Source organism: Pseudonocardia sp. D17 (genome assembly GCF_036984265.1).
Lineage (GTDB): Bacteria > Actinomycetota > Actinomycetes > Mycobacteriales > Pseudonocardiaceae > Pseudonocardia > Pseudonocardia benzenivorans.
Map to the genome: position 1 here is coordinate 101,507 of NZ_BPRG01000136.1, position 15,166 is coordinate 116,672.

Genomic DNA, 15,166 nt, shown 5'->3' on the forward strand with positions numbered 1-15,166 from the left:
CCACCCGAACCCGGGACGAGCGGGGGCCTGCGCGTGTCACGCCGGACCGAGCACGTTCCCCGTGGGGATCTTCGGCCGGCCCACGTCGATCGGGCCGCCCGCCGGCGCGGCAGCGTAGATCTCGGCGGTCCGGACCGCGATGACCGGCCAGCCGAAGTCGGGGCCGAGCCGGGCCCGCGCCCGGTGGGCCCGTTCGGCCGCGGCGGCGGGGTCGGCGAGCACCGCATCGACGGCGGCCGCGATCCCCGCGACGTCGCCGGGCGCGAACGACAGTCCGGTCTCGCCGTCGACGACGACCTCACCCAGCCCGCCCGCCGTCGACGCGACGAGCGGCGCCCCGGCCGCGGCGGCCTCCAGCGCGACGATGCCGAAGGGCTCGTAGCGGCTGGGCAGGACGACGGCCGACGCCGCCGTGAGCAGCGCGGCGAGCTCGTCGTCGGGGAGGTGTCCGGCGAAGGTGACCGAACGGCGGACCCGGAACCGGCGCGCCTGCTCGACCAGCATCTCGCGCTGGGTCCCGGTGCCCGCGACGACCAGCCGCGTCCCGGGGTAGGCCCGTCGCACCCGCGGCAGCGCCGCGATCAGGTCCTGGAGGCCCTTCTCGTACTCGAGGCGTCCGAAGCTCGCCAGCAGCGGCACCCCGCCCGGCGCCCAGCGGCGGCGGGCCGCCTCCCGCGCGGTCGGCGGCACGCTCCACCGTCGGGGCGCGATCCCGTTGTGCACCACGGAGATCTCAGAGGGATCGAGGTCGAACAGGGTGGCGACCTCGGCGCGCATCGCCCGTGAGCAGGTGACCACGGCGTCGGCGCGGCGCGCGAGCCACCACTCGACGGAGTGCACCTGCCGGCTCAGCGGCGTCGTCAGCCAGCCGGCGTGCCGGCCCGCCTCGGTCGCGTGGATCGTCGCGACGAGCGGGACGCCGAGGACGTCGGCCAGCGCGATCGCGGGGTGCGCGACGAGCCAGTCGTGGGCGTGCACGACGTCGGGGCGCCAGCCGGCCAGCCGGGTCAGCGCGGCACGCAGCATCGCGTGCCCCATCGCGAGCGCCCAGGCGACGAGGTCGTCGGAGAAGCGCAGGTGGGCAGGGTCCTCGGCGACGTGCAGGACCCGGATCCGGGGATCGTCGGGATCGGGGCCGTCGGTGGTCGGGTGGGTCGCGGCGTCGGTGCCGGTCTGTCGGCGCGACACGACGACGACCTCGTGGCCCGCTGCGGCGAGCTCGCGCACGAGGGCGTGCACGTGCCGCCCGAGGCCGCCGACGACGACCGGCGGGTACTCCCAGCTCAGCACCAGTACACGCATCCGCGCCATGGTGGCAGGCCGGTCAGCCCGCGACGTCGAGGACCTGCCTGATCGAGCGCGCGGCCTCGACGGCGAGCTCCCTGCGCAGCCCGCGCCGGGAGCGGACGGCCAGCGCGATGGGTTCGGCGACGGGCAGGTCGTCGCGCTCGACGAGTCCCTCCGGCGTGCGCCCGACGGTGGCCAGCAAGGCCACGCCCAACCCCGCCCTGGCGGCGGCCAGCACCCCGCCGAGGTAGGCCGCGTCACACACGACGGCGGCGGGCGTGTGGTGCGCGGCAAGGGTTTCCAGGGCCCGGTTGCGGATGGCGCACGGCTCGTCGAAGGCGACGAGCGGGATGGCGGTCCCGTCGGTCGGGGGAGCCCAGCCGGGTGCGGAGTACCAGCGCAGGGTCAGCCGGCCCGAGCCGGTGGAGCGGTCGTCGTCGGGGGCGCCGAACAGCAGCGCGAGATCGACGTCGCCCCTGTCCAGGGCCGTCTGCAGCACCGCGCCGCGGTCGAGCCGGAACCGGATGCGGGCGACGCCCAGCGAGGCCTGCAGCGCCGAGGCCAGCTCGGGCAGCAGCTGGTCGGCGGCGTGCTCGGTCGAGCCGACGACGACCTCGTCGGTCTCGGGTGCGTTGCCGATGCGGCGCATGGCCTCGTCGTGGATCTCCAGCATCCGCCGGGCGTCGGCCAGCAGCATCTCGCCCGCCGCCGTCAGGCGGGAGGTCCGGCCCTCCCGGACCATCAGGGGCTGCCCGATCGTCGCCTCCAGCCTGCGGATGTGGTGGCTCACCGTCGGCTGGCTGACGTGCAGTGCATTGGCGGCACGATGGAACCCGCCGCAGTCGGCGACGGCGACGAAGCTGCGCAGCTGCGTGAGCTCGAGGGTCCTGGCCATAGGGGGAGCGAAGCACAGACCGATCAACGTTCTCTATCGGATGTGATCGGAACCGCGAGTTGGACCGGGCCGATCCCCTCGTGACACCATCGGGTCATGGCAGACCGCCCGGCTTCCGCCCGCACCGCACGGTGCGTGGCCGCCGGCGCCGTCATGCTCACCCGACGCCGTGCCGTCGATCTCGGCCGGACGTCCACCGCGACGTGTCGTCGCCACACCGCCTGACCGGCCGCGCCCGCTGAGCGCCGCCGGGGCACCCGTGTGCCCCGTGCCGGCCGGTCGTCCCATCCCGTGCCTCCGACAGTCCTCGCACCGCTCCCGCGCGCCGCCGCGTCCGGAGCGGCCTCCTCCTGCGCAGAAAGGCGGACACATGGTCCGGCAGTTGAAGCTCGGCGCCGTCCTGATGGGGGTCGGCGGCCCCGGCCAGCACGACACCTGGACCCACCCCGAGATCCCCGGCGACGCCAGCATCGACATCCGCTGGTACATCGAGCGGGCGCGGCAGGCCGAGGCCGCACTGTTCGACCTGGTGTTCATCGTGGACAGCCAGTTCATCACCCCCGACTCGCCGCCGCACTACCTCAACCGGCTCGAGCCGCTGACGCTGCTGTCGGCCCTCGCGGTCTCGACCAGCCACATCGGACTCGTCGGCACGCTCACGACGTCGTACAACACGCCGTTCAACCTGGCGAGGCGGCTCGCGTCGCTGGACCTGATCTCGGGCGGCCGGGCGGGCTGGAACGTCGTCGCGACCGGCGACGGCGGCACCGCGGCGAACTACAGCCGCGACGAGCACTTCGACTACCCCTCGCGCTACGGCCGGGCGCTGGAGTCGGTGCGGGTCTGCCAGGGGCTGTGGGACTCCTACGAGGACGACGCGTTCCCGCGCGACGTCGCGACCGGCGTGTTCCTCGACCCGAGCCGCCAGCACCGCCTCGACCACGTCGGCGAGCACTTCTCGGTGCGCGGGCCGCTCAACATCTCGCGGTCGCCGCAGGGCCGGCCGGTGATCTTCCAGGCCGGCGACTCCGACGAGGGCCGCGACCTCGGCGCGGCCGTCGGCGAGGGGATCTTCACGCACTCGCCGACGCTGGAGAAGGCGCAGGCGTTCTACCGCGACATCAAGTCCCGGGCCGCGGCCAAGGGGCGCAACCCCGACCACGTCGTGATCATGCCCGGCGTCACGCCGGTCATCGCCGACACCGACGACGAGGCCCGCGAGATCGAGCGCGCGACCCGGCTCGGGAAGGACTTCGACAAGAACCTCGCCCAGTTCGGCAGGCCCTTCGGCTGGCACGACTTCTCGGGCTACGACCTCGACGCGCCCTTCCCGGAGCTGGGCGACCTCGGCGCCGACTCCTTCCGCACCCAGGCCGAGCAGATCAAGAAGGTGGCCAGGGAGAACGGCTTCACGCTGCGTCAGACCGTGGAGCACTTCATGTCGTCGACACCCGCGCCGTTCGTCGGCTCGGCCCCGACCGTCGCCGCCGAGATCGAGCGCTGGTTCACCGGCCGCGGTCTCGACGGGCTCAACGTGCACGTCACCGTGCCCAGCGAGTTCGCCCGGTTCACCGACGAGGTGCTCCCGATCCTGCGCGAGCGCGGCGTCGTGCGCGCCGACTACGAGGCCACGACCCTGCGCGGCAACCTCGGGCTGCCGATCCCGCGCAACGTCCACACCGTGGAGCGGGAGGCCCGCGAGGCGCGCGACGCCCGCGTCCCGGCACCCGCACACGCCTGACCGACCCGAGTCCCCGGAGGACCAACCCTCATGGCCCGCCCCCGCACCCTGCTCAGACTGGCCGCGCTCGCCGCGGCCGCCGCCGTCGCCCTCGCCGGTTGCGGCGCCGGCGCCGGCTCGGCGACCGGATCGACCCTGAAGTGGGGCTTCTCCCTGCCCACGTCGTGGGACCCGGTCACGTCCAGCACCGGCAACGACATCAACACGATCAGCCTCGTCTACGCCTCGCTCACCCAGCTCGACGAGAAGGCCACCGCCATCCCGGGCCTGGCCCGGTCGTGGGACTACAACGCCGACGGCACCGCCGTCACGTTCCACCTGCGGCCCGGCCTGACCTTCACCGACGGCACCCCGCTCGACGCCGACGCGGTGAAGCAGAGCCTGCTGCGCGGCAAGACCCAGCAGAACTCGCTGCTCAAGGACCAGCTGGCGACGATCTCCGACATCACCACCTCCGGTGACCTCGACGTCACCCTGCACCTGGCGGCGCCGGACTACCAGGTGCCCAACCTGCTGGCGGGCAAGACCGGCGAGATCGTCAGCCCCGCGGCGTTCACCAAGGACGCGGCCGCGATCCCGACCGCGCCGGTCGGGGCCGGCCCCTTCAAGTTCGAGTCGTTCGTGCCGGAGTCGAAGGCCGTGCTGGTCAAGAACCCGGGCTACTGGAACGCCGACGCGATCAAGATCGACCGCTTGGAGCTCACCCCCACGACCGACCCGGCGACGGTCATCGCCGCCGTGCAGTCCGGGGCCCTCGACGTCTCGTTCATCCCCGGCAACCAGATCCCGCAGGCCAAGGCCGCGGGGCTCGAGGTCGACGTCATCGACTCGATGCAGGTCAACCAGGTCGACGTCAACAGCACCCTCGAACCGTTGACCGACCGCCGCGTCGTCGACGCCCTCAAGTACGCGATCGACCGCGAGCAGATCATCGACGTGATCAACGGCGGCGTCGGCGACGCCGTCTCCCAGCCGTTCCCGAAGGGCTACGTCGCCTACGACCCGAGCCTGGACACCGCCTTCGCCTACGACCCGGCCAAGGCCAGGCAGATGCTCGCCGACGCCGGCTACGCGCCGGGGCAGCTCTCGCTCACGGTGACCGTCAACGCGCTCTCGCAGGCGACCGCCGAGCTCGTCCAGCAGCAGCTGCAGGCGGTCGGCGTCAACGCGACGATCAAGGTGGTGCCGCCGGGCTCGTCGACCTGGCAGCAGGAGGTCTACCTGGGCCGCAAGGCGCAGTTCGCGCTCGACGGCACCGTCGGCCGCGAGTCGCCGGTGCAGAACCTCATGGTGGTCTACGGGTCGCAGGGCCTGATGAACACGAGCAAGGTCGCGACGCCGGAGTTCCTCGCCGCGCTCGACGCGGTGCGCCGCACCCCGCTCGACGCCCCGAACTACCCGCAGGTGCTGCAGGCCGCGGTGCGCGCGGGCGTGCAGATGTCGCCGAGCTTCTCCCTCGGCACCCAGCCGCGCGTCGCGGTGCGCAGCAAGAAGGTCTCGCCGCTGCCGCACTTCCTGTCGCAGTACCGGTGGGAGGGCGTCACGGTGGGGAGCCCGTCGTGACCGCGACGGTCGTCGAGAGCACCTGGGCGAACCCGGCCGCCGTCGCGCGACCCGCGCGCGGCGGCGCGGTCCCGGCCGTCGCGGGCGCGGCCCGCTGGCTCCTGCGCACCCTCGCGCTCACCGTCCCCGTCTTCCTGTTCGCGACGTTCCTGACGTTCCTGCTGGGCGCGGTCAGCGGGCTGAGCCCGGCCGGTCTCCTGCTCGGTGACGCGGCCACCCCGGCCGACGTGGCCCGCGTCCGCGCCGAGCTCGGGCTCGACCGGCCCGTGCTCGTGCAGTACGTCGACTGGCTCTCCCACGTCGTGCGCGGAGACTTCGGCAGCTCGTGGCTCAACGGGGTCAGCGTGTCGTCGCAGATCGGCGACCGCCTCTCGGTCAGCCTCTCGGTGGCCGGGTTCGCGCTGCTCATCGCGGTGGTCGCGGGCACGGCGCTCGGCGTGGGCGCCGCGGTGTGGCGCGGGACGTGGTTCGACCGCGCGGTGACGGTCTTCTGCTCGGTCGTGGCCGCGCTGCCGCCGTTCGTCGTGGCCGTCGCGCTGATCGTGGTGTTCAGCGTGCTGCTGCCGCTGGTCCCGTCGGCCGGGTACGTGCCGTTCGACCAGGACCCCGGCATGTGGCTGACCCTGATCACGCTGCCGGCCGTCGCGCTGAGCCTCGACGCCGTCGCCGACATCGCCCGCCAGCTGCGCACCGGTCTCGCCGGGGCCTATCGGGAGAACTACGTGCTGGGCGCCGTCGTCCGCGGGCTCGGTCCGCGCCGCATCCTGTTCAACCACGTGCTGCGCAACGGTGCCGGCCCCGCACTGAGCGTGCTCGGGCTGCGCATCCCGATGCTCGTCGGCGGTGCCGTCGTCACCGAGTCGATCTTCGGCATGTCGGGCTTCGGCCGCTTCGCCGCCGACGGCGCGTTGCGCGGCGACGTCCCGGTCGTGCAGGGCACGCTCGTCGTCGCGATCGTGCTGGTGCTCGTGGCGAACACGATCGTCGACGCGCTGCTGCTGCGGCTGCGCCCCGCCGCCCGGCGGAGGTCCTGATGCGCCGCGTCCTCGCCGGCCGGGTGGGCGTGGTCTCGGTCGCGGTGCTGGCGGTGATCGCGCTGCTCGCCGCGTTCGGGCCGCTGCTCGCCCCGCACGACCCGCTGTTGCAGGACCCGCGCGCGATCCTCGCCGGGCCGTCGGCACAGCACTGGCTGGGCACCGACAACCTCGGCCGCGACGTGCTCAGCCGGCTGCTCGCCGGGTCGACGCTCTCGCTGGTCGCGGGCGTCGAGGCCGTGGCCGTGGGGCTGGTGCTCGGCGTCGTTCCGGCGCTGCTGTCGGTCCATCTCGGACGGGTCGTCGAGTGGGTGTCGCTGCGCGTCATGGAGACGTTCGTGACCCTTCCGTTCCTGGTGTTCGCCGTCGCGATGACCGCGTTGCTGGGCAACGGGTTGCAGCAGGCGATGCTCGCCGTCGGGATCCTGATCGCCCCCGGCTTCTACCGGGTCACCCGCGCCGCGGCGCTGCCCGTCGCGACCGCCCAGTACGTCGAGGCCGCCGTGCTCGCCGGCGCCTCGCCGTGGACCGTCCTGCGCCGGCACGTGTGGCCCAAGGTCGTCCCCGCCGTCGCGGTGAGCACCGCGAGCCTGCTGGGGGCGAGCCTGGTGATCGTGTCGTCGCTGACGTTCCTCGGCATCGGCATCACCCCGCCGACGCCGACGTGGGGCGGGATGCTCGCCACCGACCTGCAGTACCTCTACCAACGCCCGTTCGGCCCGTTCGTGCCCGCGGCGCTGATCGTCGCGACGGTCGGGGCGTGCAACGGGCTCGCCGACGCGCTGCGGGACGGCCCGTCCCGCCGTCCCGCCCGGCGGAAGGTGGTGGCCGATGTTGCTGCGAGTACGTGACCTGTCCGTCCACACCGGGGACACGACGCTCGTCTCCGGTGTGGACCTGCGGCTCGACCGCGGTGCGACGCTGGGCGTCGTCGGGGAGTCGGGCAGCGGCAAGTCGCTGACCTGCCGCTCGATCCTCGGCATCCTGCCGCCGGGCCTGCGCAACGGCGACGGGACCGTCGTCGAGTTCGACGGGACCGACCTGCGCGGGCTCGACGAGCGCGGCTGGCGCGAGTACCGCGGCACCCGCATCGGCGCGGTGTTCCAGGACCCGGCCTCCTACCTCAACCCGTCGATCGGTGTCGGTGCCCAGCTCGCGGAGGTGCTGCGGGTCCGCGTCGGCCTCGGCAGGCGCGCCGCCCGCGACCGTGCCGTGGAGCTGCTGGCGGACATGGGGCTGCGCGACCCGGCGCGGGTGTACCGGCAGTACCCGTTCGAGCTCTCCGGCGGCATGCTGCAGCGGGTGCTGATCGCCGTCGCGATCAGTGCCGAGCCCGACCTGCTCATCGCCGACGAGGCGACCACCGCCCTCGACGTCACCGTGCAGGCCGAGGTCCTCGACCTGCTCGCCGACCTGCGCGACCGCACCGGGCTCGCGCTGCTGCTCGTCTCGCACGACCTCGCCGTCGTCGCGCAGGTCTGCGACGAGGTGATCGTCATGCGCGACGGCGCGGTCGTCGAACGCGGGCGCGCGGGCGACGTGCTCGCCGCACCGTCGCACCCCTACACCCGTTCGCTGATCGACGCGCACACCCGCTACGGCATCGAGAAGTTCCGGCTCGAGGAGGCGCAGCGTGGCTGAGCCGCTGCTCGAGGTCGCCGGGTTGGCGGTCGCGCTCGGCCGCGGCCGGGGACGACGCGAGATCCTGCACGGTGTCGACCTCACCGTCGGGGCGGGCGAGAGCGTCGGGCTGATCGGGGAGACCGGATCGGGCAAGAGCACCCTCGCGCGCACGGTCGTCGGCCTGCACCGCGCGGCGCGGGGACGCATCCGGGTCGCGGGGACGGAGGTGACGTCGTTGCGCGGGCGACGGTTGCGGGCGTTCCGCCGCAGCGGCGTCGTGCAGTACGTGTTCCAGGACCCGCTGCGCAGCCTCGACCCCGACCTGCCGGTGGGGGAGTCCGTCGGGTTCGGGATCCCGGACGCGGGCTCCCGGGTGGCCGACGCGCTCCGTCTCGTCGGCCTCGACCCGGCGCTCGCGTCCCGGCTGCCGGGGGAGGTCTCCGGCGGGCAGCGGCAGCGCGCCGCGATAGCCCGCGCGATGATCGCCGGGCCGCGCCTGCTGATCTGCGACGAACCCGTCAGCGCGCTCGACGCCGCGACCCGCGTGCAGGTCCTCGACCTGCTCGTCGCGCTCTGTTCCGAGAACGGCATCGGCCTGCTCTACATCTCCCACGACCTCGGGTCGGTCGCGGGCGTCACCGACCGGCTCGCCGTGCTGCACCACGGCGACGTCGTCGAGGCGGGCACGACCGAGCAGGTCGTCGCCGCCCCGCGCCATCCCTACACCCGCCTGCTCATCGGCTCGGCCCCCACCGTCGACGGCGGGGGCATGAGCCGCACGGAGCGCGCCGAGCTGCGCGCCCTGTTGTCCGCGAGCTCGTCCACGGGCGGGTCCGTCCCGCTCGGAAAGGTGGTTCCGTGACCGTCACGAGTGCCGGCCCCGGCACAGTCCCCAGGACGCCCGACGCCGTCCCGGTCGTCGCTTCCTGGCGCGAGCCGGCCGGCGTCAGCCCGCGCGGGACGGTCGTCGTCGTCCCCGGACGGGGCGAGCACGCCGGGGTCTACGAGCGGTTCGGTCGTCGGATCAGCGCGGACGGCTACCGCGTCTGGGCCGTCGCCGACCCCACGGTCGACGCCGACCGGACCGAGGGCCAGGTCCGGGCGCTGCTGCCCGCCGAACCCGGGCCGGTCGTGCTCGTCGGGTCCGACAGCGGTGCGCTCTTCGCCGCCGGTCTCGTCGCGTCCGGGTTGCCGCACGTCGCCGGGCTCGTCCTCGCCGGGCTGCCCGCGTCCGCCGGTGCCGCCCCCGGGTCGTGGGACGACGAGCTCGCCGCCCGGACCGCCTGCCCGACGCACCTGGCCAGGCTCGGCGACGACCCCGCCGTGCGCCGCGGTGCGCTCGCCGACGCGATCCCGCCGTCCTGGTTCGCCGCGGCGGACCCCGCGGCCGTCGGTGTCCCGGTGCTCGGCGTGCACGGCGCGGCCGACACCGTCAGCCCGCTCGACGGAGCCCGCGGCTGGTACGCGGGCGTCGCGACCGTCGAGCTCGTCACCGTCGTCGGCGGGCGGCACGACGCGCTCAACGACGCCACCCACCGCGCCGCCGCGGCATCGGTGGTGCTGTTCCTCGAGCGCCTGCGGCTGGGCCCGGACCTGCCCGCGATCGTCCGCGTCGAGACCCCGGGGGCCGCCCGATGACGTTCCATCCCGACCTGACGGCGACCGTGGCACCCTCGCGTGCCCGCATCCACCACGTCCGCGCGGGGGAGCTGGTCGGCGACACCGCGCAGACCAGCGGCATGACCCGGCTGGAGGCGGTGAGCGGCAAGACCGTCGGCTCCGAGCGGATCTGGACGGGCGAGACGCACGTCGCCCCGTCGACCAACTCCGGCAACCACCACCACGGCGAGGCCGAGACGTCGATCTACATCGTCAGCGGACGACCCGCGTTCGTGTTCCACGACGGTGCGGGCGAGGTGCGAATCCAGACCGGGCCGGGCGACTACGTCTTCGTCCCGCCCTACGTCCCGCACCGTGAGGAGAACCCGGACCCCGACGAGCCGGCCGTCGTGGTCATCTCGCGGAGCACGCAGGAGGGCATCGTCGTGAACGTGCCGGAGCTGACGCCGTTGCCGGTGGCGCCCGCCTGACCCGTGCGGCGATGGTCGCCATGGCGACCATCGCCACGCACGAGCACGGTCGGGTCGCCGGCGAGGGGGCGCCCGATCGGACAGCTCCGCGGGACCGCCGGCGGCGTACGTCGCCCCTGCCTTGCCGACACTGTGTCGGTAAGATGGGGTGCGTCGCTCACTATTCCCCTGGAGGCACGGGATGTACGTCGTTCACAACCGCATCGAGGTCACCGCGGAGCAGGCCGCGGCGTTCGAGGAGACCTTCACGGCGAGCATGCGCGCCACGCTGAACGGCGTGCCCGGCCTGCGCCGCAGCCTGCTGCTGCGCCCGGCGAAGGCCGGTGGCGCCTACGTGTCCACGATGGAGTTCGACTCGGCCGACGACTTCCGCGCCTGGATGAGGTCCGACTCGTTCAAGGCCGCGCACTCCGACACGCAGGCCCCGGGGATGCAGGCGCCGTCCGCGATCGAGCTGTTCGACGTCCTCGAGGACTTCGCGGCCTAGCGTTCCTCGCCACCCCTGCGGCGGCCCCGCCCGGGCATCGGCTCCCTGTGGCTGCGCTGTGAATGGGCGCCCCGCCCGTGCGCGACGCACCCGGTGCCGGGATCCTGGGTGCGGACCGAGGGGGGCGGCGTGCGGGGACGGCCGGCATGGGCGGTGACGGCGGGAGTCGTCGTGTGCCTCGCGGTCGTCGTGTGCCTCGTGGTCGTCGCGGCGTCCGGGACGGCGTCGGGGTCACCGGCCGCGCCGGCGCCCCAGCTCCCGGCCGCCACCCCCGCACACCGGACCGGCCCCGCCGCCGTCGCAGGCGTGGCCTGGCCCGCCGTCGGGGCGATCTTCGACGCCGCCGACGTCGGGTCCGACGGTGAGGGCTGGGGTGAGCACTTCTGCAGCGGCGCCGTCGTCGACACCCCGGCGGGGGACACGGTGATGACTGCCGCGCACTGCGTCGCCGACGGTGACGGCACGCCCGCACGGACCGATCTCGTGTTCGTCCCCGGGTACCACGACGGTGTCGCGCCGTTCGGGATCTGGACCGTCCGCGACACGGCCGTCGACCCGCGCTGGGTCGCCGCCGCCGATCCCGACCTCGACGTGGCGTTCCTCGCGGTGGGCCGCGACGGCGCCGGACCGATCCAGGACGTGACCGGCGGCTACCGGCTCGCGATCGACCCCGGCGACGGTGGTCCGGTGCAGGTCGTCGGATATCCCGAGGACGCGGCCGGGCCCGTCGCCCCGACCGGCGTCGCGACCCGGTTCAGCCCCACCCAGCTGCAGCTCGCCGACGCGGATCTGCCCGGCGGCACCAGCGGCGGGCCGTGGCTGCGCGACGGCACCCGGATCATCGGCGTCACCGGCGGCTACCAGCAGGGCGGCGAGAGCGACGACGTCTCCTACGCCAGCTACCTCGACGCCGACACCGTGGCGCTGCTCGCGACGCTGACGGCGGCCTGACGGGCCCCGGGCCGGACGGCGCCGAGCCTGCGGGCGTCGACGTGGCCGAACGGCCCCGGCTCCCAGCTCGCCACCGCCGCCTGCGCGGCCCGCCGGTCGCCGGCCGCGAGCAGCCGTGCGAGCGTCGCCACCCGGTCGGCGTGCCCGTGGGCGCGGGACCGGGCGTAGTCGGCGGCGGAGTCGTGGCTGACCATGAACGCCCAGTCGCTCGACAGGGCCAGCAGGGCCTGCTCGGCGAGGGCGTCGCGCAGCGGGTCGCGGGCGGCGGTGGCGTGCGCGGGGGCGGGGTGCGCGGGGGCGGGGTGCGCGGTGGCCAGCAGGTCGCGCTGGACGGCCTGGCCGCGCCGCACCAGATCGGCGACCGGGTCGCCGTCCCAGACGTGCCAGTCCTTGCCCAGCCCCCACGACGACCTCGGCAGCTCCACGGGTGTGCCGACGAGTCCCGCGTCCACGGCCCCGGCCAGCGTCGTGGCCCGTACGCCCGCCTCCGGGAGCGCCCGCAGCACCGCCTCCAGCCAGGCCGGGCCCTCGTGCCACCAGTGCCCGAACAGCTCGGTGTCGAAGGCGGCGACCGCCAGTCCGGGCCGGCCCAGCCGCGCCCGGATCCCCGTCAGCCGCTCCCGGACGACACCGACGAAGTCCGCCGCGTCCCGTGCCAGGGCCGCCGCGGCGCGGTCGGGGTCGTAGGGGCGCTTGTCCTGTGGGGCAACGTGTTTCCCGGTCACGCGCGACGGTTTGAGTCCGGAGCGGTGGTCGAACGTGTGGAAGTCGCGGTAGTCGGGGTGCCCCGGGTAGCCCGCGCGCGGCGACCAGACCCGGTAGGTGACGTCGAGGTCGCGGCCGGCGACGAGCACGCCCGAGTCGCCGACCGGACGCAGCAGCGCCGTGTCGCCGTGCAACGCCGGACCGTCGACGACGAACCTGTCGACGCCCGCCGCCGCGTACCCGGTCTCCATCCCCGGTGCGTAGCCGCACTCCGGGGCCCAGATCGCGGCCGGTCGCACCCCGAAGCGGCGGGTGTGGTCGACGAGCCCGGCGTCGAGGGCGAAGGCGCGGACCCGGTCGTCGAGCAGGGGCGCGAAGGGATGCGTCGCCGGGCCGCCGAGCAGTTCGAGCGCGCCCGCGTCGGCGAGCCCGCGCAGCACCGGGGCGCCGCCGTGGCGCCAGCGGGCCTCGAAGCCGCGCAGTGCCGCCGTCGCCGCCCGGTGCTCGCGGCGGGCCAGGTCGGGCAGCCGCGTGGCCGCCTCGTGGGCGCGCAGCAGCCAGCCGCCGAGCCAGTCGTGCATGCCGCGCAGGCAGTGCGGGTCGTCGAGCTGGGCGGCGAGCACCGGCGTGACGCCGAGCGTCAGCAGGTCGCGGCGACCCTCCGCGGCGAGCCGCTCGAGCACGTCGACGACAGGCAGGTACGCGTGCGCCCACGACTGGTAGAGCCACTCCTCGCCGACGGGCCAGCGCCCGTGGTGGGCGAGCCACGGCAGGTGCGAGTGCAGGACGAGGCAGAACGTGCCGACCGGTTCGGTCATCCGGCGATCGCGACGAGGTCGAGGCTGTCGTCGAGCGCGATGTCGTGCAGTACGAAGTCCGCGGCCGTCACCGACGCGACGTCCGCGGCGAGCGCCGGCGACAGCTCCGTGCCCGCGAGCGCCGCCGCGACCTGGGCCTCGACGATCGAGCCGCCGTGCCGGGCGTCGAGCTCGCGCAGCCGTGCGCCGTGGTGCAGGCCCAGCATCTCGACGTCGTCGAACCCGTCGGCGCGCAGCAGGTCCTCGAGTTCGGCGGGGGCGAACTCCCGGCTGTGGAACGGGTTGAGCGGCGTGTCGCGGCCGGGGGAGAACGTGAGCCGGTTGGGCGTCGAGACGAGCAGCTCACCGCCGGGCCGCAGCACCCGGGCGCACTCGCGGACGAACCGCTCCTGCTCCCACAGGTGCTCGATCACCTGCAACGACACGACCACGTCGATCACGCCCGTCGCCACGGGCAGCGCGACGAGGTTGCCCCGCGCCGGTGCGACCCGCGGGTAGCGGCGGGCGACGTGCTGCACGGTCGGGACGTCGTGGTCGAGGGCGAGGACCCGATCGGCGTGTCCGGCGACCAGATCGGCGCCGTACCCTTCCCCGCAGCCTGCCTCCAGGACCATGCCCGTGCAGCGCGGCAGCAGAGCGAGGTAGACGGCCTCATGACGGCGGAACCAGTAATTCTCGGCGGCGACATCCGGCACGGTGCGCTCGCCGGTCAGTGGCAGGCCGGGCGCGGTCATCGATCGACCGTATCCCGCGCGCATCTCGGCGGCTGGGGCGCGGTCCGACCCGTGGTGTGGCACCGCGCGCAACCTCACTGCTGCTGCTGAACCCGGGAGCCGCCGGACGACCGTGGGGTTGCGCGCGATCGGCCGATCCACGCCGCTGCCGCAACGGTTGGCCGCACAGCAGGCTCGGCGAGCACGACCAACTCGGCGGGCTCGACGTTTCCGCGACATGTGCCGCCGTGTCGCGGCGAACACGTCATCCGTGACCAGTACCCGTCGACCGCCCGGAGAGCCGCACCCGACCGCGCGGCTCCGACGCGATCCCCGCCGTCCCGAGCGAGCTTCGCACTCGGCACCGGCCGACCCGAACCGGCCGACGGAACGACGCAACGCCGATACCGTCGGCCCCCGATGTCGCAGAAACGTCGATCCGTCGCAGCTGAGCCGCATCTCGTCGTCCGGTCGGCCGTCGGCGACCACCTCGACGGCCAGGAGATCGCCGAGCACCGCCACGACTGGCACCAGCTCGTGTACGTCCGCTCCGGGTTGATGACCGTCCGCACCCCGGCGGGAGCATGGTTCGCCCCGCCGACGTGGGCGGTGTGGGTGCCGGCACGGGCCCGGCACTCGATCCGGTTCGCCGGCCGCAGCGCTCTGCGCACCCTCTACCTGCGACCCGGCATCGGCGGCTATGGCGAGTGCCGCGCCCTCGCGGTCTCGCCGCTGCTGCGCGAGCTGATCGTCCGGGCCGCCGACATGGGGATGCTCGACGAACGTGTCCCCGTCGAGGCCGCGATGGCCGCGGTGATCCTCGCGGAGCTGCCGGTGGACACGCGCGGCGTCGACGTCCCGGGTGCCGAACCTGCCGACGCCCGCACCTCGGCGCAGGCCGCGCGTCACGGAGACGGCCCGTCGGCGTTCACCCTCCCGGAACCCGAGAGCCCGCTGATGGTGAAGGTAGCGGCGATGCTCGACGCCGGCGCGACCCTCGCGGCGATCGCGCGCCGCTTGGAGATCGGCGTCCGCACCCTCGAACGCCGTTTCCACGACGAGACCGGCATGACCCCCGGCCGCTGGCGCCGACAACGGATGTTGCTGCGCGGTCTGGAACGCATCGCCGAGGGGGCGACGGTCGCAGCGGCGTCGGAGATCGCAGGCTACGAGACCCCCAGCGCCTACGTCGCGGCCTTCCGCGCGACCTTCGGCACCACCCCGGGCACCTGTTTCCCGTGAACCCACAAGCTTGTGAA

Annotated in this window: 16 protein-coding genes; 12 read left to right on the forward strand and 4 right to left on the reverse strand. The window is 74.4% G+C overall.

What is annotated here, in order from left to right; translation table 11 throughout:
- Positions 1 to 36: 36 nt before the first annotated feature.
- Together PSD17_RS21020 and PSD17_RS21025 are read right to left on the reverse strand one after the other, a co-directional pair.
- Positions 37 to 1,302 (reverse strand): glycosyltransferase family 4 protein, encoded by a 1,266-nt coding sequence (locus PSD17_RS21020; protein ID WP_339124221.1) that lies wholly within the window; start codon positions 1,300 to 1,302, stop codon positions 37 to 39.
- Positions 1,303 to 1,324: 22 nt separating this feature from the next.
- Positions 1,325 to 2,182, reverse strand: coding sequence for a LysR family transcriptional regulator (locus PSD17_RS21025; RefSeq protein WP_339124222.1), 858 nt, complete (start codon positions 2,180 to 2,182; stop codon positions 1,325 to 1,327).
- A gap of 96 nt (positions 2,183 to 2,278) precedes the next feature.
- On the opposite strand from PSD17_RS21025, the gene PSD17_RS35405 reads away from it, so the two are divergent.
- The 11 genes from PSD17_RS35405 to PSD17_RS21075 all read left to right on the forward strand — a co-directional run bounded on the left by PSD17_RS35405 (position 2,279) and on the right by PSD17_RS21075 (position 11,671).
- Positions 2,279 to 2,407: a putative leader peptide gene (locus tag PSD17_RS35405; protein WP_379652802.1), complete on the forward strand. Its 129-nt coding sequence runs from the start codon at positions 2,279 to 2,281 to the stop codon at positions 2,405 to 2,407.
- Positions 2,408 to 2,552: 145 nt separating this feature from the next.
- Positions 2,553 to 3,923, forward strand: coding sequence for an LLM class flavin-dependent oxidoreductase (locus PSD17_RS21030; RefSeq protein WP_013673910.1), 1,371 nt, complete (start codon positions 2,553 to 2,555; stop codon positions 3,921 to 3,923).
- Positions 3,924 to 3,953: 30 nt separating this feature from the next.
- Positions 3,954 to 5,486: an ABC transporter substrate-binding protein gene (locus tag PSD17_RS21035; RefSeq protein ID WP_339124224.1), complete on the forward strand. Its 1,533-nt coding sequence runs from the start codon at positions 3,954 to 3,956 to the stop codon at positions 5,484 to 5,486.
- Entirely contained in the window at positions 5,483 to 6,520 is a 1,038-nt protein-coding gene (locus PSD17_RS21040) for an ABC transporter permease (RefSeq protein WP_339124225.1), read from the forward strand. Before PSD17_RS21035 ends, PSD17_RS21040 begins: the two co-directional genes overlap by 4 nt.
- Positions 6,520 to 7,371, forward strand: coding sequence for an ABC transporter permease (locus tag PSD17_RS21045; protein ID WP_013673913.1), 852 nt, complete (start codon positions 6,520 to 6,522; stop codon positions 7,369 to 7,371). Before PSD17_RS21040 ends, PSD17_RS21045 begins: the two co-directional genes overlap by 1 nt.
- On the forward strand, positions 7,352 to 8,161 hold the full coding sequence (locus PSD17_RS21050; RefSeq protein ID WP_013673914.1) for an ABC transporter ATP-binding protein: 810 nt from the start codon (positions 7,352 to 7,354) through the stop codon (positions 8,159 to 8,161). Before PSD17_RS21045 ends, PSD17_RS21050 begins: the two co-directional genes overlap by 20 nt.
- On the forward strand, positions 8,154 to 9,005 hold the full coding sequence (locus tag PSD17_RS21055) for an ABC transporter ATP-binding protein (protein WP_339124226.1): 852 nt from the start codon (positions 8,154 to 8,156) through the stop codon (positions 9,003 to 9,005). Before PSD17_RS21050 ends, PSD17_RS21055 begins: the two co-directional genes overlap by 8 nt.
- On the forward strand, positions 9,002 to 9,781 hold the full coding sequence (locus PSD17_RS21060; RefSeq protein WP_013673916.1) for an alpha/beta hydrolase: 780 nt from the start codon (positions 9,002 to 9,004) through the stop codon (positions 9,779 to 9,781). The genes PSD17_RS21055 and PSD17_RS21060 overlap by 4 nt, the downstream gene beginning before the upstream one ends.
- Complete coding sequence (locus tag PSD17_RS21065) at positions 9,778 to 10,233, forward strand: cupin domain-containing protein (protein ID WP_339124227.1); 456 nt, start codon at positions 9,778 to 9,780, stop codon at positions 10,231 to 10,233. The genes PSD17_RS21060 and PSD17_RS21065 overlap by 4 nt, the downstream gene beginning before the upstream one ends.
- Before the next feature lie 181 nt (positions 10,234 to 10,414).
- A complete protein-coding gene (locus PSD17_RS21070) occupies positions 10,415 to 10,720 on the forward strand; it encodes an antibiotic biosynthesis monooxygenase family protein (protein WP_013673918.1) in 306 nt (101 codons plus the stop codon).
- A gap of 108 nt (positions 10,721 to 10,828) precedes the next feature.
- Positions 10,829 to 11,671 (forward strand): trypsin-like serine peptidase, encoded by an 843-nt coding sequence (locus PSD17_RS21075; RefSeq protein WP_041759428.1) that lies wholly within the window; start codon positions 10,829 to 10,831, stop codon positions 11,669 to 11,671.
- Here PSD17_RS21075 and PSD17_RS21080 read toward each other — a convergent pair.
- On the reverse strand, positions 11,620 to 13,194 hold the full coding sequence (locus PSD17_RS21080; RefSeq protein ID WP_013673920.1) for a 1,4-alpha-glucan branching protein domain-containing protein: 1,575 nt from the start codon (positions 13,192 to 13,194) through the stop codon (positions 11,620 to 11,622). The genes PSD17_RS21075 and PSD17_RS21080 overlap by 52 nt on opposite strands.
- Positions 13,191 to 13,928, reverse strand: coding sequence for a class I SAM-dependent methyltransferase (locus tag PSD17_RS21085; protein ID WP_013673921.1), 738 nt, complete (start codon positions 13,926 to 13,928; stop codon positions 13,191 to 13,193). Before PSD17_RS21085 ends, PSD17_RS21080 begins: the two co-directional genes overlap by 4 nt.
- Positions 13,929 to 14,327: 399 nt before the next feature.
- Between PSD17_RS21085 and PSD17_RS21090 the strand changes: the two genes are divergently transcribed.
- On the forward strand, positions 14,328 to 15,149 hold the full coding sequence (locus PSD17_RS21090; RefSeq protein ID WP_339124229.1) for an AraC family transcriptional regulator: 822 nt from the start codon (positions 14,328 to 14,330) through the stop codon (positions 15,147 to 15,149).
- Positions 15,150 to 15,166: the final 17 nt, after the last annotated feature.